This is a genomic window from Achromobacter sp., assembly GCF_050285585.1.
In the GTDB taxonomy this organism is placed as follows: Bacteria; Pseudomonadota; Gammaproteobacteria; order Burkholderiales; family Burkholderiaceae_B; genus Achromobacter.
The window spans coordinates 1-20,228 of record NZ_JBLZXF010000019.1 but is presented as its reverse complement, the minus strand read 5'-3'; the positions used below and the strand labels follow the sequence as shown (position 1 = coordinate 20,228).

General features: G+C 67.1%; 17 protein-coding genes. 6 read left to right on the top strand and 11 right to left on the bottom strand.

Translation table 11 applies throughout. From position 1 onward, the window contains the following. Window positions 1-24 precede the first annotated feature (24 nt). The 5 genes from ACN6PJ_RS21270 to ACN6PJ_RS21250 all read left to right on the top strand — a co-directional run bounded on the left by ACN6PJ_RS21270 (window position 25) and on the right by ACN6PJ_RS21250 (window position 5,810). Window positions 25-1,350, top strand: coding sequence for an ABC transporter substrate-binding protein (locus ACN6PJ_RS21270; RefSeq protein WP_427997794.1), 1,326 nt, complete (start codon window positions 25-27; stop codon window positions 1,348-1,350). A gap of 79 nt (window positions 1,351-1,429) precedes the next feature. After that, on the top strand, window positions 1,430-3,142 hold the full coding sequence (locus tag ACN6PJ_RS21265; RefSeq protein ID WP_427997793.1) for an ABC transporter permease: 1,713 nt from the start codon (window positions 1,430-1,432) through the stop codon (window positions 3,140-3,142). Continuing rightward, window positions 3,139-4,224 carry an ABC transporter ATP-binding protein gene (locus ACN6PJ_RS21260; RefSeq protein ID WP_427997792.1) on the top strand — a complete coding sequence of 362 codons (1,086 nt, stop codon included), beginning with the start codon at window positions 3,139-3,141 and terminating at the stop codon, window positions 4,222-4,224. Before ACN6PJ_RS21265 ends, ACN6PJ_RS21260 begins: the two co-directional genes overlap by 4 nt. Before the next feature lie 10 nt (window positions 4,225-4,234). Further along, on the top strand, window positions 4,235-5,173 hold the full coding sequence (locus ACN6PJ_RS21255) for a LysR family transcriptional regulator (RefSeq protein ID WP_427997791.1): 939 nt from the start codon (window positions 4,235-4,237) through the stop codon (window positions 5,171-5,173). After that, window positions 5,166-5,810: a histidine phosphatase family protein gene (locus tag ACN6PJ_RS21250; protein WP_427997790.1), complete on the top strand. Its 645-nt coding sequence runs from the start codon at window positions 5,166-5,168 to the stop codon at window positions 5,808-5,810. Before ACN6PJ_RS21255 ends, ACN6PJ_RS21250 begins: the two co-directional genes overlap by 8 nt. A gap of 42 nt (window positions 5,811-5,852) precedes the next feature. Here ACN6PJ_RS21250 and ACN6PJ_RS21245 read toward each other — a convergent pair whose 3' ends face one another. From ACN6PJ_RS21245 to carA, 3 genes are all read right to left on the bottom strand, one after another. Then, window positions 5,853-6,617, bottom strand: coding sequence for an SDR family oxidoreductase (locus tag ACN6PJ_RS21245; protein ID WP_427997789.1), 765 nt, complete (start codon window positions 6,615-6,617; stop codon window positions 5,853-5,855). 78 nt (window positions 6,618-6,695) lie between these two features. Then, window positions 6,696-9,935, bottom strand: coding sequence for a carbamoyl-phosphate synthase large subunit (carB, locus tag ACN6PJ_RS21240; RefSeq protein ID WP_427997788.1), 3,240 nt, complete (start codon window positions 9,933-9,935; stop codon window positions 6,696-6,698). 10 nt (window positions 9,936-9,945) lie between these two features. Beyond that, window positions 9,946-11,100 (bottom strand): glutamine-hydrolyzing carbamoyl-phosphate synthase small subunit, encoded by a 1,155-nt coding sequence (gene carA / locus ACN6PJ_RS21235; protein ID WP_427997787.1) that lies wholly within the window; start codon window positions 11,098-11,100, stop codon window positions 9,946-9,948. 218 nt (window positions 11,101-11,318) lie between these two features. On the opposite strand from carA, the gene tal reads away from it, so the two are divergent. Then, window positions 11,319-12,272 carry a transaldolase gene (gene tal / locus ACN6PJ_RS21230; protein WP_427997786.1) on the top strand — a complete coding sequence of 318 codons (954 nt, stop codon included), beginning with the start codon at window positions 11,319-11,321 and terminating at the stop codon, window positions 12,270-12,272. Window positions 12,273-12,318: 46 nt separating this feature from the next. Here the strand turns inward: tal and ACN6PJ_RS21225 are convergent, their stop codons facing one another. From ACN6PJ_RS21225 to ACN6PJ_RS21190, 8 genes are all read right to left on the bottom strand, one after another. Then, the gene (locus ACN6PJ_RS21225; RefSeq protein ID WP_427997785.1) at window positions 12,319-12,846 is read right to left on the bottom strand and encodes a carboxymuconolactone decarboxylase family protein; all 528 of its coding nucleotides are present in this window, start codon (window positions 12,844-12,846) and stop codon (window positions 12,319-12,321) included. Window positions 12,847-12,900: 54 nt separating this feature from the next. After that, on the bottom strand, window positions 12,901-13,698 hold the full coding sequence (locus ACN6PJ_RS21220) for an ABC transporter permease (RefSeq protein WP_427997784.1): 798 nt from the start codon (window positions 13,696-13,698) through the stop codon (window positions 12,901-12,903). A 17-nt stretch (window positions 13,699-13,715) separates the two neighbouring features. Further along, window positions 13,716-14,525, bottom strand: coding sequence for an ABC transporter ATP-binding protein (locus tag ACN6PJ_RS21215; RefSeq protein WP_427997783.1), 810 nt, complete (start codon window positions 14,523-14,525; stop codon window positions 13,716-13,718). Then, window positions 14,518-15,558: an ABC transporter substrate-binding protein gene (locus ACN6PJ_RS21210; protein WP_427997782.1), complete on the bottom strand. Its 1,041-nt coding sequence runs from the start codon at window positions 15,556-15,558 to the stop codon at window positions 14,518-14,520. Before ACN6PJ_RS21210 ends, ACN6PJ_RS21215 begins: the two co-directional genes overlap by 8 nt. Before the next feature lie 11 nt (window positions 15,559-15,569). Beyond that, complete coding sequence (locus tag ACN6PJ_RS21205; protein ID WP_427997781.1) at window positions 15,570-16,829, bottom strand: CaiB/BaiF CoA transferase family protein; 1,260 nt, start codon at window positions 16,827-16,829, stop codon at window positions 15,570-15,572. A 65-nt stretch (window positions 16,830-16,894) separates the two neighbouring features. After that, window positions 16,895-17,503, bottom strand: coding sequence for a recombination mediator RecR (gene recR / locus ACN6PJ_RS21200; protein WP_427997780.1), 609 nt, complete (start codon window positions 17,501-17,503; stop codon window positions 16,895-16,897). Window positions 17,504-17,681: 178 nt separating this feature from the next. After that, window positions 17,682-18,008 (bottom strand): YbaB/EbfC family nucleoid-associated protein, encoded by a 327-nt coding sequence (locus tag ACN6PJ_RS21195; RefSeq protein WP_042794716.1) that lies wholly within the window; start codon window positions 18,006-18,008, stop codon window positions 17,682-17,684. Between the two features lie 45 nt (window positions 18,009-18,053). Beyond that, window positions 18,054-20,228: DNA polymerase III subunit gamma/tau (locus ACN6PJ_RS21190; protein WP_427997779.1), on the bottom strand; the 2,175-nt coding region annotated here is incomplete at its 5' end.

Sequence of the window (20,228 nt, the reverse complement as noted above, 5' to 3'; positions counted from 1 at the left end):
AATCAAAAACCACGGAGACAAACCATGCACGCAATGCGTACAGCCCTCGCAGGGGCGCTGCTGGCCGTTTGCGCCGCGCCGGCCCTGGCCGGCACGGTCACGGTGATCACGTCGTTCCCCAAGGACCTGACCCAGGCCTACAAGGCCGCGTTCGAAAAGGCCAATCCCGGCATCACGCTGGAAATCCTGAACAAGAACACCGTGTCGGGCATCGCCTATGTGCGCGAAACGCCTGCCGGCCAACGTCCCGAGGTGTTCTGGGCCAGCGCGCCGGACGCGTTCGAGGTGTTGGGCCGCGACAAGCTGCTGGCCAAGTCGTCCGACGTGGCGAACAAGGACGTGCCGGACAAGATCGGCAACTACCCCATCAACGACCCCGGCGGCATGTACCTGGGACAGGCGCTGGCCGGCTACGGCATCATCTACAACACGCGCTACATCGCCGCGCACAAGCTCCCCGCGCCGGTGGAATGGAAGGACCTGCTGGCCCCTCAGTGGTTCGGCCACGTCGGCATCACGTCGCCGTCGCGCTCGGGCACCATGCACCTGACCGTCGAAACCATTCTGCAGGGCGAAGGCTGGGACGAAGGCTGGAGCACGCTGCTGCGCATGTCGGGCAACAGCAGCGCCGTCACCGAACGCTCGTTCGGCGTGCCGGACGGCGTGAACAACGGGCAGTTCGGCGCCGGCCCGGTCATCGATTTCTTCGGCCTGTCCAGCAAGTATTCCAAATTCCCGGTCGATTTCGTCTACCCGTCGGAAACCGCCATCGTGCCCGCCAACATCGCATTGATCGAGGGCGCGAAGAATACCGAGGAAGGCAAGAAGTTCATCGCCTTCACGCTCAGCCAGGCGGGCCAGGAGCTGCTGCTTGAGCCGAAGATCTCGCGCCTGCCGGTGCTGCCCTACTCCACGCTGGCCGGCAAGATTCCGCCGGGTTACCCGGATCCCGCCGAAATCGCCAAGCGCAGCAAGGTGCAGTTCAACGCCGACCTCTCGCAGACGCGTTACTACGTGGTGCAGTCGCTGTACGACCAGACCGTCACGTTCCGGCTGAAGGAACTGCAGGCGGCCACCAAGGCCATCTACGACGCCGAAGCCAAGCTGGGCGACAAGGCCAAGAGCGGCAAGCCGGCAGAACTCCTGGAGCAGGCCCGCAAGCTGACCTGGGCGCCCCTGGTCGACGGCAAGAAAGCGGCGGATCCGGCCTTCCTGGCCATCTTCGCCGGCAACAAGAAGGACGCCGCCGTGAACCAGCAGATCACCCAGCTGGAAGGCGAGTGGAACGGGCGCGCGCGCGCCAACTACGAAGAGGCCGTGAAACTGGCCAGGCAGGCCGCGGCGCTCTGAACGGCAAGCCCGCGGGCGGCGGGCGGACGGGTCCCGTCCGCCGCCGGCTTCTCCCCGACGCAACGACTTGGAATTCTCGATGAATTATTCGGGCCATTCGCGCCTGCACGCCGGCCCTGTGCTGACGGCGCTCCTGGTGTTCGGTTTTCTGCTGCTGTTCCTGGCCATTCCGGTCGGCACAGTGTTCTACTCCGCCTTCGTGAATGCCGACGGCAGCCTCACGATGGGCCACTTCGGCGCGTTCTTCGGCCAGCCTTTGATGCAGGAGGCGTTCTTCAACAGCCTCTACGTGGCGGGCTGGTCCGCCCTGCTGGCCTCGCTCATCGCGGTGCCGCTGGCCTACTTCACCGTGCGCTTCGACTTCCGCGGCGCGCTGCTGATCCAGACGCTGGGCGTGCTGCCGCTCATCATGCCGCCCTTCGTCGGCGCGGTCGCCATGCAGCTGATCTTCGGCCGCTCCGGCAGCGTCAACCTGCTGTTGCAGGACTGGTTCGGTTTCACGCTGCCCTTCATGGAAGGACTGAACGGCGTAATCTTCGTCGAGGCGCTGCACTATTTCCCGTTCATCCTGATGAACCTGGTCGTGGCGCTGCGCAATATCGACGGGGCAATGGAAGAAGCGGCGTTCAACCTGGGGTCGCGCGGATTCCGCCTGTTCCGTCGCGTGATCTTTCCCCTGGCGCTGCCCGGCTACGTGGCGGGGGCGTCGCTGGTGTTCGTGAAGGTCTTCGACGACCTGGGCACGCCGCTGGTCCTGGGCACCACCAACATGCTGGCGCCGCAGGCCTACCTGCGCATCACCCAGGTAGGGCTGGAGGATCCGCTGGGCTACGTCATCAGCGTCATCATGGTCGCGTTCTCGATCCTTGCGCTGTGGCTGTCGGCGCGGGTGCTCAAGGGCCGGGACTATTCCACCTTGCAGAAAGGCGGCAGCTCCATCCACAAGCGCAAGCTGAATCCGATGGAGAGCGTGCTGGCCTACGGCTGGATCATCCTGGTGCTGCTGCTGGTGCTGTCGCCGCACATGGGGGTGCTGCTGCTGTCCCTGGCAAGCGTCTGGAGCTTCGCGCCGCTGCCTGACGGATATACGCTGGCGCACTATTCCGCCGTGTTCTCCGAATCCCAGGGCATGATCGCCAATACCCTGCTCTATTGCGGCCTGGCCGCGGGCGTGGACGTGATCCTGGGCACGGCCATTGCCTACCTGATGCTGCGGACCCGGCTGCCCGCGCGCCAATGGCTGGACTTCCTGGCCTCCGCCGCGCTCGCGATACCGGGCATCGTGCTGGCCATCGGCTTTCTGCGCACCTTTCGCGGCATCGAGCTGCCGGGAACCGGCACGCTGCTGACCTCGTCGTGGATCATCATCATGATCGCGTATTCGGTCCGCCGGCTGCCATACGCCCTGCGCTCTTGCGTAGCGTCGCTGCAGCAGATAAACATATCGCTGGAAGAGGCGGCGCAGTCGCTGGGCGCGACGCGCATGAGCACGATACGGCGCGTGGTGGTGCCGCTGATGGCGGGCGGCATGCTGGCGGGCTTCGTCACCAGCTTCGTGACGGCCGCGGTCGAACTGTCCGCCACTATCATGCTCGTCACGAAAGACAGCCAGGCGCCCATGAGCTACGGCATCTATCTGTACATGCAAAGCGCCGCGGGCCGCGGCCCCGGCGCCGCGCTCGGCGTCCTGGCGGTGGCCGCGGTCGCCGTCGGCACGTATATCTCGCACCTGCTGGTGGAACGCGCACAGACGCGCCAGCGGCCGGCGCGCCACGAAGGGGAAACGGAATGAAGAAGGTCAGCGTCGAATGCCGCAATATCCGGCTGTCCTATGGCAAGACCGAAGTGCTGAAGGACGTGAACATCAGCATCGAGCCGGGCGAGTTCTTCGCCCTGCTGGGTCCGTCGGGGTCGGGGAAGTCCACCCTGCTGCGTCTCATCGCCGGCTTCAACCGGCATAACGCGGGGCAGCTTCTGGTCGACGGCAAGGACATCAGCGGCACCCCGCCCTGGGACCGCAATATCGGCATGGTGTTCCAGAACTATGCGCTGTGGCCACACATGACGGTCTGGGACAACGTGGCCTTCGGCCTGGTGGAGCGCAAGCTGCCGCGCGCCGATATCCGCTCCAAAGTGGAGGCGGCCCTGGACCTCGTGGGTCTGTCCCAGTATGCCAAGCGCCGCCCCAACCAGCTCTCGGGCGGACAGCAGCAGCGTGTGGCGCTGGCCCGCACCATCGTCATCGAGCCGCAGGTCCTGCTGCTGGACGAGCCCCTGTCCAATCTGGACAAGAAGCTGCGCGTGCAGATGCGCCAGGACCTGCTCAGCCTGCAGCGCAGGCTGGGCATCACGACCATTTTCGTCACGCACGACCAGGAAGAAGCCATGACCACCGCCGACCGCATGGCGGTGCTGGACCACGGCGTCGTGCAGCAGATCGGCGCGCCGAGCACGCTGTTCGACTACCCGGTGAACCGTTTCGTGGCCAACTTCGTCGGCACCATGAACGTGCTGGAAGGCGAAGTGCGCGAGCGCACCAGCGGCAGCGTGGTGCTGGCGGTGGAAGGCGTGGGCGACCTGCACCTGCCGCTCTCCGGCGAAGCCCCGTCGGCGTCACGGCTGGCGGCCAGCTTCCGCCCGCACACGGTGCAGATCGAAATGGCGGACGGACTGGGCGACGCGCGCTATGTCTGGCTGCCGGGCACCGTGGAAAGCAGCGAATTCCTGGGCGAGTTCACCCGCTACCAGGTGCAGATCGGCGAACAGCGCCTGACGGCCGACCAGTCGCACCTGGCCGGGCTGTCGCCCTTCCCGGTGGGCGCGCCCGTATCGATAGGCCTGGAGCCCACCCAGGTGCGCTTGCTGGCGGCCTGAGCCGGCCGCCATGGAAATCTACCAGATCCGCGCCTTCGTCACGGTCGCCCGGCTGGGCAACCTGACGAAGGCGGCCGAGGCGCTGTCGCTGACCCAGCCCGCCGTGACGGCGCAGATCAAGGCGCTGGAACAAAGCCTGGGCGTGGCGCTGTTCGACCGCAGCGGCGGCAGGCTGGCGCTGGCCAAGGCCGGCGAAGTGCTGCTGCCCACCGCGGAATCGCTGCTGGTGCTGGGCGCCCAATTCAAATCGGAGGCCCAGCAATTGCAGGGCAGCCTGCATGGCGCGGTAGAGCTGGGCGTGCCCAGCGAGAAGCCCGACTTCCTGCGGCTGGGCGAACTGGCGTCGGCGGTCACGCAACGCCTGCCCCTGGTGGAGCTGAAGACCCAGACCCATCCCGCCGCCGCCCTGGCGGAACAAGTCAGCACGGGCCGCTTGCCGGCGGCGCTGACCATCGCCTCCAACCCGCCGCGCGGCGTGCTGTGGCAGCCCCTGCGCAGCGTGCGCTACCGCATCGCCCTGCCCAGGGAACACGCTGCCGTGCTCAAGCGCGGCGGCTGGAAGGAAGTGGCGCAGTTGCCGTGGCTGGACGGTCCTTCCGGCAGCCACACCCACCTGCTGCTGCGCGACATGTTCGAACGCCATGGCCTCTCGCCGCGCGTCGTGATGCAGAACGACGACCAGGCCAACCTGGACGCGCTGGTGCGCGCCGGAGCGGGCTGCGCGCTGCTGCGCGAAGAAAATGCGCTGGCGGGCGCGGCCTCCAACGACTTCATCGTCTGGGGCCAGGCGCGCGTCGATGCCGTGCTGGCGTTCATCCTGCCGTACGAGCGCGCTAGCGAACCCGCGCTGGTCGCGTTAAGCTCGATCATTCAAACCATCTGGAAACCGCGCGCGCCCATCGCGTCCGGCCCTGGCCTTATTCCCCCGCATCAAGATCGTAATGACTGAAATCTGGTTCATCCGCCACGGCGAAACCGACTGGAACCGCCAGCGGCGCCTGCAAGGCTGGCAAGACATCCCCCTGAACGAATTCGGCGTCAACCAGGCCAGCCTGCTGGCCGCGCGCATGCGCGAGGAAGCCCGCCATACTCCGATCCACGCGATCTACAGCAGCGACCTGCAGCGCGCCCATGCCACCGCCGTGCCCGTCTCCGAACAGCTGGGCCTGCGCGTCCGGGTGGAACCCGGCATCCGCGAGCGCGGCTTCGGCGTGCTCGAAGGCCTGGACCACGACCGCATCGACGTCCTCGCCCCCGAAGCCGCCGCCGCCTGGAAAAGCCGCGACCCGCTGCGCCCGCTGGACGGCGGCGAAACGCTGGGCCAGTTCCAGTCCCGCGTGATCTCCACCGTCGACGACATCGCCAGCCGCCACGACGACGAACGCATCCTGATGTTCACGCACGGCGGCGTGCTCGACATCATCTGGCGCCACGCCTCGGGCGTCCCGCTGAATGCCCCGCGCGACGCCGCGCTGCTCAACGTCAGCATCAACCGCGTCGGCGTGCAGGGCCGCAAGTGGGAGGTCCTGAATTGGGGCGACGTCAGCCACGTGGACGCCGAAGTCGGCAACGACGTGGTGCCGTAGTATCCGCCAACGTGTGACCCTGCAGGTCTCAAGGACAACTGTTCAACGAGACTTGCGCGGCTTACGCGGCGCATTCCGCGCCAACCGGTCATAGACGGCATTCGGCAGCAACCGCATCAGCTTCGCCACCACTCCCATCTGCCACGGAATCACGGTATAGGAAGTCCCCCGCCCGATCGCCGCATGCGCGCGCTGCGCGAAAGCCTCCGCCTCCATCAGAAATGGCATCGAATACGGATTGTGGGCAGTCATGGCCGTCTTGATGTAGCCCGGCGCGATCGTCACCACCTGGATGCCCTCGCCCGCCAGCTCCAGGCGCAGGCTCTCGCAATACGTCACCACCGCGGACTTCGACGCGCTGTAGGCGCCGGCGCCCGGCAACCCGCGCACCCCCGCCACGCTCGCGATGCCCACCAGCCGCCCCGACTTCGCCGCCCGCATCGGCTCGATAAACGGCTCAAAGGTCGACACCGTCGCCAGCAGATTCGTATCGACGATCGCCTTGAACACCTCGTAGTCCTCGCCATGCTCGGTCAGCGTCCCGGCGCTGATGCCCGCGCTGGCGATGACAATATCCACCCGCCCCTGGCAGAACGCGATGAAGTCCCGGGCCGCGGCATGCAGGGCCTCGCGGTCGCGGACGTCCGCCGCATAGCAGCGGTGCTGCCCGGGCAGGCTGCCGGCCAGTTCCCGCAGCGCCTCCTCGCGCCGGCCCAACAATCCCAGCGTGGCGCCCTTGGCGGCGTATTGCTGCGCCAGGGCGCGCCCCAGCCCGCTGCTGGCGCCGGTAATGAAGACTCTGTCCATGTGCCTGTAGCCCTTTGATCGCGTTGCAAAGAATTAGGGCACGCTTTCGCGTGCCCTACCTTGATGCCGGCTGCCGGTTTAACCGTGCAGGGAGGAGTGCAGTTCCTGCAGCGGATAGACCTGCAGGCCCAGCCCCTGGCGCAGATACTGCATGCCCTCGACCGCGGCGCGCGCGCCGGCGATCGTCGTGAAGAAGGTCACGCGGGCGGCCAGCGCCTGGGTGCGGATGGTGCGCGAGTCGGCGATGGCGTTGCGGCGTTCTTCCACGGTGTTGATGACCAGCGAGATCTCGCCGTTCTTCACCATGTCGACGATGTGCGGACGGCCTTCGGTGACCTTGTTCACCACCTGCACGGGAATGCCGGCGGCCTCGATCTCGGCTGCCGTGCCGCGCGTGGCGACCAGCTTGAAGCCCAGGATGTGCAGGCCGCGCGCCACTTCCACGGCGAGAGGCTTGTCCTGGTTCTTCACGCTGATGAACACCGTGCCGGAATCCGGCAGGCGCACGCCCGCGGCCAGCTGCGACTTCACGAAGGCTTCGCCGAAGCTCATGCCCACGCCCATCACTTCGCCGGTCGACTTCATTTCCGGGCCCAGGATGGTGTCCACGCCCGGGAACTTCACGAACGGGAACACGGCTTCCTTGACCGAGAAGTAAGGCGGCACGACTTCCTTGGTGATGCCCTGCGCCGCCAGCGTCTGGCCGGCCATGGCGCGCGCGGCGATCTTGGCCAGTTGCAGGCCGGTGGCCTTGGACACGTAGGGCACCGTGCGCGAGGCGCGCGGGTTCACTTCCAGCACGTAGACGTCGCCGCCCTGGATGGCGAACTGCACGTTCATCAGGCCGCTGACGTTCAGGGCCTTGGCCATCATCGTGGTCTGGCGCTTGATCTCGGCGATGACGTCCGCCGACAGCGAGTAAGGCGGCAGGCTGCAAGCCGAGTCGCCCGAGTGCACGCCGGCCTGCTCGATGTGTTCCATGACGCCGCCGATGAAGACGGTTTCGCCGTCGGCCAGGCAGTCCACGTCGACTTCGGTGGCGTTGTTCAGGAAGCGGTCCAGCAGCACGGGCGAGTCATTGCTGACCTTCACGGCCTCGCGCATGTAGCGCTCGAGGTCTTGCTGCTCGTGCACGATTTCCATGGCGCGGCCGCCCAGCACGTAGCTGGGACGCACGACCAGCGGGTAGCCGATCTCGGCGGCGTGGGCCAGGGCCTCGCCTTCGGTGCGCGCGGTGCGGTTCGGCGGCTGGCGCAGGCCGAGCTTGTTGAGCAGCTTCTGGAAGCGCTCGCGGTCTTCGGCCACGTCGATGGATTCGGGGCTGGTGCCGATGATGGGCACGCCGTTCGCTTCCAGGGCGCGCGCCAGCTTCAGCGGCGTCTGGCCGCCGTACTGGACGATCATGCCCACCGGGTTTTCCTTGTGGACGATTTCCAGCACGTCTTCGAGCGTGAGCGGTTCGAAGTACAGGCGGTCCGAGGTGTCGTAATCGGTGGACACGGTTTCGGGGTTGCAGTTGACCATGATGGTCTCGTACCCGTCATCGCGCAGCGCCAGCGCCGCGTGCACGCAGCAATAGTCGAACTCGATGCCCTGGCCGATGCGGTTCGGACCGCCGCCCAGCACCACGATCTTCTTGCGGTCGGTGGGAGCGGCCTCGCACTCTTCCTCGTACGTGGAGTACATATAGGCGGTGCGGGTGGCGAATTCGGCGGCGCAGGTGTCCACGCGCTTGTAGACCGGACGCACGTTCAGCTGGTGACGCAGCTTGCGCACTTCCGATTCCACGGTATCCAGCAGGAACGCCAGGCGGCGGTCGGAGAAACCGCGGCGCTTCAGTTCCCACAGCGTGGCGTAGTCCAGGTCGGCCAGCGTCTTCTGTTCCAGCGCGAGCTCGATGTCGACGATTTCCTTGATCTGCGACAGGAACCACGGGTCGATGTGCGTGATGTTGTGCACTTCGTCCAGCGTGAAGCCTTGCGCGAAGGCGTCGCCCACGTACCAGATGCGTTCCGGACCGGGTTCGCCCAGCTCGACCTGCAGCTTTTCGCGGTCGGTGGTCTTCTGGTTCAGGCCGTCGACGCCGACTTCCAGGCCGCGCAGCGCCTTCTGGAACGATTCCTGGAAGGTGCGGCCGATGGCCATGACTTCACCCACGGACTTCATCTGGGTGGTCAGGCGCGCGTCGGCGGTGGGGAATTTCTCGAAGGCGAAACGCGGCACCTTGGTGACCACGTAGTCGATCGACGGTTCGAACGAGGCGGGCGTGGCGCCGCCGGTGATTTCGTTCTTCAGCTCGTCCAGCGTGTAGCCCACGGCCAGGCGCGCGGCGACCTTGGCGATGGGAAAGCCCGTGGCCTTGGACGCCAGCGCCGACGAACGCGACACGCGCGGGTTCATCTCGATGACGATCATGCGGCCGTTCTTGGGATTGACGGCGAACTGCACGTTCGAGCCGCCCGTATCCACGCCGATCTCGCGCAACACCGCGATCGATGCGTTACGCATGATCTGGTATTCCTTGTCGGTCAGCGTCTGGGCCGGCGCCACGGTGATGGAGTCACCGGTGTGCACGCCCATGGGATCCAGGTTCTCGATGGAGCAGACGATGATGCAGTTGTCCGCCTTGTCGCGGACCACTTCCATCTCGAATTCCTTCCAGCCCAGCAACGACTCCTCGATCAGCAGCTCGCTGGTGGGCGAGGCTTCCAGGCCGCGGCGGCAGATGGTTTCGAATTCCTCGGCGTTGTAGGCAATGCCGCCGCCCGAACCGCCCATCGTGAAGCTGGGGCGGATGACTGCCGGGAAGCCGGACGTTCCGACTTCGGCGGCGATGCGGCGCTGCACTTCCCAGGCTTCGTCCATGCTGTGGGCAACGCCCGACTTGGCCGACTCCAGGCCGATGTCGGTCATGGCCTGCTTGAACTTCTGGCGGTCTTCGGCCTTTTCGATGGCGTGCTCGTTGGCGCCGATCAGTTCCACGTTGTGCTTCTTCAGCACGCCGTGGTGGGCCAGGTCCAGCGCGCAGTTCAGCGCGGTCTGGCCGCCCATGGTGGGCAGCAGCGCATCGGGCTTTTCACGCTCGATGATCTTTTCGACGGCTTGCCAGGTGATGGGCTCGATGTAGGTGACGTCGGCCGTTTCCGGGTCCGTCATGATGGTGGCGGGGTTGCTGTTCACCAGGATGGTGCGGTAACCCTCGGCCTTGAGCGCCTTGCACGCTTGCGCGCCGGAGTAGTCGAATTCGCAGGCCTGCCCGATGATGATGGGGCCGGCGCCGATGATGAGAATGCTTTTTAGGTCTGTACGCTTGGGCATGATGCAATCTTTACTTTTGGCCGGACATCAGGCTGATGAACTTGTCGAACAGCTCCAGGATGTCGTGCGGACCGGGGCTGGCTTCGGGGTGGCCCTGGAAGCAGAAGGCCGGACGGTCGGTGAGCTCGAAGCCCTGCAGCGTGCCGTCGAACAGCGAGACGTGCGTCACGCGCGTGTTGGCCGGCAGGCTGGCCGCGTCGACGGCGAAGCCGTGGTTCTGGCTGGTGATGAACACGCGCTGGGACTGGAGGTCCTGCACGGGATGGTTCGCGCCGTGGTGGCCGGTCTTCATCTTGAGCGTCTTGCCGCCCAGCGCCAGGCCCATGATCTGGTGGCCCAGGCAGATGCCGAACACCGGCAGTTTCTTGTCGAGGAAGGCGCGCGTGGCGTCGATGGCGTAGTCGCAGGGCTCGGGGTCGCCGGGGCCGTTGGACAGGAACACGCCATCCGGGTCGAGCTTGAAGACGTCCTCGGCGCTGGTCTGGGCGGGCACCAGGGTGATGCGGCAGCCGCGGTCGGCCAGCAGGCGCAGGATGTTGGACTTGATGCCGAAGTCGTAGGCGACGACGTGGAACTTGGACTGGTCCGGCGTGGTGAAGCCGGCGCCCAGCTGCCAGGTGCCCTGGGTCCAGTCGGTGCGATCCTTGATGGAGACGACGCGGGCCAGGTCCATGCCGGCCATGCCGGCAAAGCCGCGGGCCAGTTCGACGGCGCGGTCGGCGTCGGTGCCGACGAAAATGCACGCGCCTTGCGCGCCCTTCTCGCGCAGGATACGGGTGAGCTTGCGGGTATCCACGCCGGAAATGGCGACGATGCCCTGCTCGGAGAGGTACTCAGGCAACGATTGCGTGGAACGGAAGTTCGACACGCGGGCGGGACAGTCGCGGACCACCAGGCCAGCGGCATAGACGCGATTGGCTTCCACGTCCTCGGCGTTGACGCCGGTATTGCCGATGTGCGGATAGGTCAACGTGACGATCTGGCCGCTATAGCTGGGATCGGTGAGAATTTCCTGGTACCCGGTCATCGCGGTGTTGAACACCACTTCGGCAACGGTATGGCCAGGCGCACCGATCGACACGCCTCGAAAAATGGTACCGTCCGCCAGAGCCAGAATTGCAGGAGGGAAGCGGTTGATCCCCTCGGGAAAAAGTTGCGGCAGCACAGTAAACCCCGGTTTTAGAATCGATAATCAAACCTTCGGATTATACCTTGAGCGGCCGTTTTTCCCGGGGAACCGCGCCAAATAAGGCCGGAAACGGCGTTTTCGGCTGTTTTCGCGCGCCCCGCATCCCCCCTCCCGCGTCTGGCCGACAGCGGCCTTGCGGGCTCAGTGATACGCTAGGACACCTTCAACCCTAGCCGCTGCGAGCCGTATCGTCCATGTCCAGCCAACTTGACGCCCTGCGCAACCACACCACCGTCGTCGCCGACACGGGGGACTTCGAAGCCATGAAGGCGTTGCGTCCCACCGACGCCACCACCAATCCGTCCCTTATTCTCAAGGCCGTCCAGCAGGACGCCTACCGCCCCCTCCTGGAAAAAACCGCGCGCGATCACCGCGGCGCGCCCACGGCCGAACTCATGGACCGCCTGCTGGTCGCCTTCGGCCGCGCCATCCTGGACATCGTCCCCGGACGGGTGTCCACCGAGGTGGACGCCCGCCTGTCGTTCGATACCCGCGGCACCATCGAACGCGCCCGCAGCCTGATCGCCCTGTACGAGGCCGCCGGCGTGCCGCGCGAACGCGTGCTGATCAAGATCGCCTCGACCTGGGAAGGCATCCAGGCCGCCCGCGCGCTGCAGTCCGAAGGAGTGCGCTGCAACCTGACCCTGCTGTTCTCGCTGCCACAGGCCGTGGCCTGCGCCGACGCGCACGTGCAGCTCATCTCGCCCTTCGTCGGCCGCATCTACGACTGGCACAAGAAATCCGCCGGCGCCTCCTGGGTGGAAGCCGACAATGCGGGCGCGCGCGACCCGGGCGTGCTGTCCGTCACCCGGATCTACCACTATTACAAGCACTTCGGCATTCCCACCGAAATCATGGGCGCGAGCTTCCGCAACGTGGGCCAGATCCTGGCCCTGTCGGGCTGCGACCTGCTGACGATCAGCCCCGACCTGCTGACCAAGCTGGCCGCCACCCCGGGCGACGCCCCGGCGCAATTGCGCGCCGGCGACGCACCCGCCGGCATCGCCCGCATCGGCGCGGACGAAGTAACGTTCCGCACCCTGCTCAACGAGGACGCGATGGCCAGCGAAAAGCTGTCGGAGGGCATCCGCCTGTTCGTGGCGGACGCTGTCAAGCTGGACGCGCTGATCGAGGCGCAGCGCGCTTGACGGGATAAGCCGGACCGGCGCCGGCCACCGGAAGCCGCCTGGCGGCCTACCGGTGGTCGTGCGAATGCACCTGCAACGCTTCCAGGAAGCGCGACACCATGTTGTAGGCCGCGACGGTCGCGGTCAGTTCGACCATCAGCTTGTCGGAACCCATCGCAGCCTTGGCCGCCTGAAACACCGGTTCCGGCACCTGCACGTGGCGCGTCATGGCGTCGGTGTAGGCCAGCACCGCCTTTTCGCGCTCGTCGAAGAGGTTCGATCCCTCCCAGGAGGCAAGCGCATCCAGCTGCGCCTGCGACACCCCCTCCTTGAGGGCGATCGGGGCGTGCTGGTCGGCCTCGTAGGGCGCGCCGTTGATGGCCGCCACCCGCATGATCACCAGTTCCCTCAGGTCGCCAGGCAGGGTACTGAGCTGGCGGATCGACGTCAGGTAATTGAGCCAGCCGCCCGCCACCGCCGGGCTGTGCAGCAGCATCTGGTACAGATGCAGGACGCTGCCGCGCTCGGCGACGATGCGGTCGACCAGGGGCCGCGCTTCAGGATGGGTCAGGTCGGCATAAGGCAGACGGGCCATGGGAACTCCGTAGGAAAGGTGGGACGGCCAGGGCCTGCCCGCGCCGAGCGGGCCCTAGATCTTTTCGGTTTCGCCGGACCGGGGCTGCCATTTCATCAGGCGCTTTTCGCCCACGCCCACGATGCCATCCAGGACCAGCGCGAAAGCGGTCAGCACGATGATGCCCGCGAACACGGTGTTCACGTCGAACGTGCCTTCGGCCTGCAGGATGAGGTAACCCACCCCGCTCGCCGAGCCCAGGTACTCACCCACCACGGCGCCCACGAAGGCCAGGCCCACCGAAGTATGGAGGCTGGAGAACACCCAGCTGGTGGCCGAGGGCAGGTATACGTGGCGCAGCAGCTGGCGCTTGCGCGCGCCCAGCATCCTGGCGTTGTCCAGCAAGGTCGGGCTGACTTCGCGCACTCCCTGATAGACGTTGAAGAAGACGATGAAGAACACCAGCGTCACTGCCAGCGCCACCTTGGACCAGATGCCCAGCCCGAACCACATGCCGAAGATGGGCGCCAGGATGACGCGGGGCATCGAATTGGCGGCCTTGATGTAGGGGTCCAGGATGGCGCTGGCGCCCGGCGACAGGCCCAGCCACAGGCCGAAGCCCAGGCCGGCGATGGTGCCGATGAAAAAGGCCAGCACGGTTTCGGTCAGCGTCACGCCGAGGTGGGTGTAGATGTCCGCGTTGGTGACGAACCAGGCCCAGATGCGGCCCCAGACCTTCAGCGGCTCGCCGAAGAAGAACGCCACCTTCGGATCCCGCGACGCGGCATGCCAGACCAGGAGGATCGCGACGAGCAGCAGCAATTGCCAGAAGCGCAGGCTGGCCGAACCGGGTTTGATAAACGACTTCGACATCTCATCCCTCCAGGGCTCTAGACGCGCTTCTGCTGGGCATAGCCCTTCAGCACTTCTTCGCGCAGCACGCCCCAGATGGCGGCGTGCAGTTCAACGAACCGCGGATCCGCGCGCACCTCCGCCACGTCGCGCGGGCGCGGCAGGTCGATCGCGAATTCGCCGATGGGATGGGTGCCCGGGCCGGCCGCGAGCACGACCACGCGGTCGCTCATGGCGATGGCCTCGTCCAGGTCGTGCGTGATGAAGAGCACGGCCTTGCGCTTGGCCATCCACAGGTCCAGGACCTCGTTCTCCATGAGCTGGCGCGTCTGGATGTCCAACGCGGAAAACGGTTCGTCCATCAGGATGATGTCGGGATCGCGGATCAGGGTCTGGGCGAGCATGGCGCGCTTGCGCATGCCGCCGGACATCTGATGGGGATAGCGGCCTTCGAAGCCGCCCAGGCCGACGCGGCGCATCCATTCGCGGCCGCGCTCCAGCGCTTCGGGGCGCGGCACGCCGGCGAAATCCAGCCCCGCCACCACGTTGTCCAGCGCGCTGCGCCAGGGCAGCAGGGCCTCGCCCTGGAACATGTAGCCCGCCCGCGAATTGATGCCGGACAGGGGCTGCCCGAACACGTTCACCCGGCCCGACGACGGCGCGAGCAGGCCGGCGCTGACATTGAGCAGCGTGGACTTGCCGCAGCCCGTGGGCCCCACCACCGACACGAACTCCCCTGGCGCGATGGCCAGGGAAGTGTCGGCCACGGCGGTATAGCGCTGGCTGCGGTCGTCACGCGAGACGAAGGTGCAACTGATGTTCTCCAGCGAAAGCGCGGCTTCAGCCATTGGGGTACTTCTCGTTGGCGCGGCGCGCGAAATCGTTGGTCCAGACCTTGGACGGGTCGATCTTCGAGCCGTCGAAGTCCGCCTGGTAGGCGGCCAGCGCCTTGAGCGCGGTGGCGGCGCCATCCTCGGGGATCATGCCGTCGGGCGACAGGCCTTCCAGGCTCTTGCCGATGGCGGCCTTGTAGACGGCCGGGTCGCCCAGCAGGTAGGTCTCGGGCACGACCTTGGCGATTTCGTCCGGGCCGGCCTTCTGGATCCATTTGTCGGCGCGCACCATCGCATTGGCGAGCGCCTGGGCGGTATTGGGATTGGCGTCGAGGAAAGCCTGGGGCGCGTAGAGGCAGCCCGCCGGCATGTTGCCGCCGAAGATTTCCTTCGTGTCCTTGAGGGTGCGCGTGTCCACGATGATCTGGATTTCGCCGGGCATCTCCAGCATCGATACCACGGGATCGGTGTTGGAAATGGCGTCGATCTGGCCGCTGCGCAAGGCGGTCACCGCGCCGGCGCCCGCGCCCACGCCGATGATGGACACGTCCGAGGCCTTCAGGCCGTGCTTGGCCAGGAAGAAGCTGACCACCATGTTGGTGGACGAGCCCGGCGCGGTCACGCCGATCTTCTTGCCCTTCAGGTCGGCCGCGCTCTTGTAGTTGGGCAGGTTCTTCTTGGAGACGCCCACGCCGATCATCGGCGCGCGGCCCTGCAGCACGAAGGCGCGGTAGGCCTGCCCCTTGGCCTGCATGGACAGCGTGTGCTCGAACGCGCCGGAGACGATGTCGGCGCTGCCGCCCACCACGGCCTGCAGGGCCTTGGAGCCGCCCGCGAAGTCGGCGATGCTGACATCCAGCCCTTCGTCCTTGAAGTAGCCGCGGGCCTCCGCGATGGACAGGGGGAGATAGTAGATCAGCGGCTTGCCGCCGACTGCGATCTGGACCTTGGTCTTTTCCAGCTTCTGGGCGCGCACGATGGCGGGCGCCATGCCCATGACGCCGGCGGCACCGGCCATCTTGAGCAGATCACGGCGAGTGACTGACATGTGGTTGTCTCCTAATTGTCGGGTCTACCGATAGCGCCGGTCTTCGCCAGTTCGTCGATAGCCGCTGAATCATACCCCAGCGATTTCAGGACTTCCTCGGTATGTTCCCCTAATCCGGGGCCCACCCAACGCGTCTCTCCGGGCGTTTCCGACAGCTTCGGCACGACCGCCGGCAGCTTCACCGGACTGCCGTCGGCGAAGCGGTGCTGCTCGATCATGCGGCGCGCCAGGAATTGCGGATCGCTGAACATGTCGGCCACGCTGTAGATCTTGCCGACCGGCACGTCGGCCCTCTTGAGGATATCCAGCGCCTCTTCGATGCCGCGCCCGCCGCACCATTGCTGGATCGCGCCGTCGATCTCTTCGACCCGCCTGGCGCGGCCGTCGTTGCGCACCAGCCCGGGATCCGACGCCAGGTCGTTCCGGCCGATGGCAAGCATCAAGCGGTGGAAGATCGCGTCGCCATTGCCGGCGATCACGATGTTCTGGCCGTCTCGGGTGGTATAGGTATTGGACGGCACGATGCCGGGCAGCGCGCCGCCCGTGCGTTCGCGCACGACCCCGGCCACGTCGTATTCGGGCACCAGGCTTTCCATCATGTTGAACACGGCCTCGTACAGGGCCACGTCCACCATCTGCCCCTGCCCTGCCCGGCATTCGGCCCCCTGCTTGCCGTTCCAGCGCCCGCCCGTGGCGTCGCGGTGGCGCAGCGCCATCATGGCGCCGATCACGCCATGCAGCGCGGCGATCGAATCGCCGATCGAAATGCCGACCCGCAGCGGCGGCCGGTCCGGATGGCCCGAGACATAGCGCAGGCCGCCCATGGATTCACCGATCGCGCCGAAGCCCGGCTGGTCCTTCATGGGCCCCGTCTGCCCGTAGCCGGACAGGCGCACCATGATGAGCGCGGGATTGACCGCCCGCAGCTGCTCGTAGCCCAGCCCCCACTTCTCGAGCACGCCCGGCCGGTAGTTCTCGACCACCACGTCGGCGTCCAGCGCCAATCGACGGGCGATTTCCCGCGCGCGCGGGTCTTTCAGGTTGAGGGCGATGGACCGCTTGTTGCGGGCCTGCACGGTCCACCACAGGGAATTGCCCTCGTGCAGATGGCGCCAGCTGCGGATGGGATCGCCGCCGCCCGAGCCATCGGGCCCGTGGGGCGTTTCCACCTTGATCACGTCGGCGCCGAATTCGCCGAAGATGCGCGCGGCGAAGGGGCCGGCAATGAGCGTGCCGAGTTCCAGGACTTTCAGTCCGGTCAGCGCTGACATCGTTTGTCTCCTCGCGGTTTTTCTGGGCGGCCTTCGATGCATTGCCGAAGGCTCGTTGCCTGGAATCAGGTGGTCTTGCGCTCCATCAACGCCCAGGCGATCGTGCCCGCATCCACGTACTCGAGCTCGCTGCCGGCCGGCACGCCGCGCGCCAGCCGGGTGACGCGCAAGCCGCGTTCGCCCAGGGCTTCGCCCAGGAAGTGCGCGGTGGTCTCGCCTTCGGCCGTGAAGTTGGTCGCCAGGATGACTTCCTGCACCTCGCCGTCGGTGGCGCGCTTGATCACGCGGTCGAAATCCAGCTCGCGCGGGCCGATGCCCTCCAGCGGCGCAACGCGCCCCATCAGCACGTAGTACAGCCCGCGGTAACCGTGGCTGGACTCGATCATGTTCTGATCGGCCGGGGTTTCGACGATGCACAGCAGCGAGCGGTCGCGCTTGGGATTGCTGCAGGTGCCGCAGACCTCGTCTTCCGAAAAGCTGTTGCAGCGCGCGCAGTGTTTCAAGTCCCGCACCGCGCCCGCCAGCGCCCGGCCCAGCAGGTCCGCGCCTTGCGGATCATGCTGCAGCAGGTGATAGGCCATGCGCCTCGCGGAACGCACGCCCACGCCGGGCAGGCGCCGCAGCGCCTCGATCAGCGACACCAGCGGTTCGGGTTCGGGCAGTAAGGGATCCATTGCGGCCTAAAAAATTAAAGCCTCCACGCCGCGCCTTCGGCTTGCTGCCCCCCAAGGGGGCGCATTTTGCCTTGGGGCGGCCCGGCGGCGAAAAAGCCCCCACGCTACGCCTTCGGCTTGCTGCCCCCCAAGGGGGCGCATTTTGCCTTGGGACGGCCCGGCGGCAAAAAAGCCAGGCTCAGAACGGCAGCTTCATGCCCGGGGGCAGCGGCATGCCGGCGGTGACGGATGCCATCTTTTCCTGGGAGGTCGCCTCGGCCTTGCGCAGCGCGTCGTTGAACGCCGCGGCGACCAGGTCTTCCAGCATGTCCTTGTCGTCGCCCAGCAGCGACGGGTCGATCGCGACGCGCTTGACGTCGTGGCGGCAGGTCATGGTGACCTTGACCAGGCCGCCGCCGGAGGCGCCTTCGACCTGGATCTCGGCCAGCGCGTCCTGCGCCTTCTTCATGTTTTCCTGCATCTGCTGCGCCTGGCGCATCAGGCCGGCCAGTTGTCCTTTCATCATGATCGGTGCTTCCTTGAACGAGGGGAATGAGAGATTGCCGCCGCGTCAGGCGGCAGGGGAATCGACGTGGCGGATGGAGCCGGGAACGACCTGCCCGCCGAAATCGGCCACCAGGGCCTGCACGAAAGGATCGACGGCGACCGCGTCTTCGGCGGCTTGCTGGCGGGCCGCCCGTTCGGCCTGCGCTACGGCGTGCGCCGTGGCGTCGCCCGTGACGCCGACCTCCACGTCCAATCGTATGCCCTGGCCGAAATGCTCGCACAGCACGGTCTGGAGCCGCACCCGGCTTTCGCTTTCGGCCAGCGTCTTGACGGCCACGCGCAGAACGATGGCGTCGCCGTGCACGCCAGCCCATTCGCTTTGGCGCGCCAGTTCCGCGGCCAGGCCGGTGACGGGCAGGCGCGCGGCCAGCTCGGGCCAGCCCGCGGGAGTCATGTCGGCCATGCGCGCGCGCGACGAACGCTTGCGGGCCGGCGCCGGGCCTTCGCGACGGGCGGGCGCGGCCTGAGCCGCGGCAGCGCCCGGCGCGGAGGCCAGGGTTTCGAAATCGTCGTCATCCGGATCCGCGGTGAATCCGTTGTCCGGCGCGAAACCGCCTTCTGCGTCGTACGGGATTTCCTCGTCGACCCAGGACGGCGGGCCGCCGGCATCGGCCGCCGCGGCATCGGCCGCCGCGACATCGGCCGCCGCGACATCGGCCGCCGCGGCATCGGCCGCCGCGACATCGGCCGCCGCGACATCGACAGCCGGCGCGGCGGCAACCGCGGCGGCGGCCGGCGTGACCGCCAGCGCCGCGGAGCCGGTTGCCCTGGGCGCCTCGGGAGCGGCCTGGGGAGCGGTCTGTTCGGCCGGCAGTTCTTCCCAGGGCGGCACGCCGCCGTGCGGGGCCGCCTGGGGGGCTTCCGCTTCGACGGCCGCTTCGGCGGGTTGCGCAGCGGGTTCGGGCCCGGCCGCGGGCGCGGCAGGCGCCTGCGGCACGGACGCCCGGGGAGCCTCGGCCGGCGCGACAGGCGCGGCTTCGGGTTCCGGCGCGGCCTGCTCGGGGGCGGGCATGGTTGCGGGCACGGGAGCGGATGCCACGGCGGGCGCCGGATCGGCAACCTGGCGGGCCGGCGCGGCAGGCGTTTCCAGCGCGGTCTGCGGACCGGCCTCGCCATTGAGCGCCAGCATGCGCAGGCACGCCATGATGAAGCCCGCGTATTCGTCGGGAGCCAGCGTCAGCTCGCCGCGGCTGTGCACCGCCACGGAATAGAACAGTTGCACGGCGTCGGGGTGCAGGGACTGCGCCAGACGCGAGATATCGGCCGCCAGGGGATCCTCGGCCGGGGTGACGCCCGTCACGCGCTGCTCGATGGCCACGCGCGACAGCAGCACGGCCAGGTCAGCCAGCGCGCCGGCGTAGGACAGGCCGCGGATCGCGAGTTCGTCCGCCACCGCCAGCACGCCCTTGGCGTCGCCCGTGGACAGCGCGTCCAGCAGGCGCACGAGATGCCGCTGGTCGATGGTGCCGAGCATGCCGCGCACGGCCTCTTCGGTGAGGTTTCCGGCGCTGTAGGCGATGGCCTGGTCGGTCAGCGACAGGGCGTCGCGCATGGACCCGGAGGCCGCCTGCCCGATCAGCCGCAAGGCCGGCACTTCGAAGCCCACGTCTTCCTGCCCCAGCACGGCCTGCAGGTGCCCGACGATGGAATCGGCCGGCATCTGCTTGAGGTTGAACTGGAGGCAGCGCGATAGCACCGTCACCGGGATCTTCTGCGGGTCGGTCGTGGCCAGGATGAACTTGACGTGGGGCGGCGGCTCTTCCAGCGTCTTGAGCATGGCGTTGAACGCGTGCCCGGTCAGCATGTGGACTTCGTCGATCATGTAGACCTTGAAGCGTCCTGCGCCCGGCGCGTACACCGCCTGCTCCAGCAGCTGGGTCATTTCCTCGACGCCGCGGTTCGAGGCCGCGTCGAGTTCGAGGTAGTCGACAAAGCGCCCCGCGTCGATTTCCGTGCACGCCTGGCACACGCCGCAAGGCTTGGACGTGATGCCTGTTTCGCAGTTGAGCGATTTGGCCAGAATGCGCGAAAGCGTGGTCTTGCCCACGCCCCGGGTTCCGGTGAACAGCCAGGCGTGGTGCAGGCGTTGCGTGTCGAGCGCATGCGTCAGCGCGCGCACCACGTGATCCTGTCCCACGAGGGTATCGAACGATCGCGGCCGCCACTTGCGGGCCAGTAC

Excerpts from the sequence above, each read along its gene's own strand:
- ACN6PJ_RS21270 (WP_427997794.1), top strand. The coding sequence starts at position 25 with ATGCACGCAATGCGTACAGCCCTCGCAGGGGCGCTGCTGGCCGTTTGC.
- ACN6PJ_RS21265 (WP_427997793.1), top strand. The coding sequence starts at position 1,430 with ATGAATTATTCGGGCCATTCGCGCCTGCACGCCGGCCCTGTGCTGACG.
- ACN6PJ_RS21260 (WP_427997792.1), top strand. The coding sequence starts at position 3,139 with ATGAAGAAGGTCAGCGTCGAATGCCGCAATATCCGGCTGTCCTATGGC.
- ACN6PJ_RS21255 (WP_427997791.1), top strand. The coding sequence starts at position 4,235 with ATGGAAATCTACCAGATCCGCGCCTTCGTCACGGTCGCCCGGCTGGGC.
- ACN6PJ_RS21250 (WP_427997790.1), top strand. The coding sequence starts at position 5,166 with ATGACTGAAATCTGGTTCATCCGCCACGGCGAAACCGACTGGAACCGC.
- ACN6PJ_RS21245 (WP_427997789.1), bottom strand. The coding sequence starts at position 6,617 with ATGGACAGAGTCTTCATTACCGGCGCCAGCAGCGGGCTGGGGCGCGCC.
- carB (WP_427997788.1), bottom strand. The coding sequence starts at position 9,935 with ATGCCCAAGCGTACAGACCTAAAAAGCATTCTCATCATCGGCGCCGGC.
- tal (WP_427997786.1), top strand. The coding sequence starts at position 11,319 with ATGTCCAGCCAACTTGACGCCCTGCGCAACCACACCACCGTCGTCGCC.
- ACN6PJ_RS21225 (WP_427997785.1), bottom strand. The coding sequence starts at position 12,846 with ATGGCCCGTCTGCCTTATGCCGACCTGACCCATCCTGAAGCGCGGCCC.
- ACN6PJ_RS21220 (WP_427997784.1), bottom strand. The coding sequence starts at position 13,698 with ATGTCGAAGTCGTTTATCAAACCCGGTTCGGCCAGCCTGCGCTTCTGG.
- ACN6PJ_RS21215 (WP_427997783.1), bottom strand. The coding sequence starts at position 14,525 with ATGGCTGAAGCCGCGCTTTCGCTGGAGAACATCAGTTGCACCTTCGTC.
- ACN6PJ_RS21210 (WP_427997782.1), bottom strand. The coding sequence starts at position 15,558 with ATGTCAGTCACTCGCCGTGATCTGCTCAAGATGGCCGGTGCCGCCGGC.
- ACN6PJ_RS21205 (WP_427997781.1), bottom strand. The coding sequence starts at position 16,829 with ATGTCAGCGCTGACCGGACTGAAAGTCCTGGAACTCGGCACGCTCATT.
- recR (WP_427997780.1), bottom strand. The coding sequence starts at position 17,503 with ATGGATCCCTTACTGCCCGAACCCGAACCGCTGGTGTCGCTGATCGAG.
- ACN6PJ_RS21195 (WP_042794716.1), bottom strand. The coding sequence starts at position 18,008 with ATGATGAAAGGACAACTGGCCGGCCTGATGCGCCAGGCGCAGCAGATG.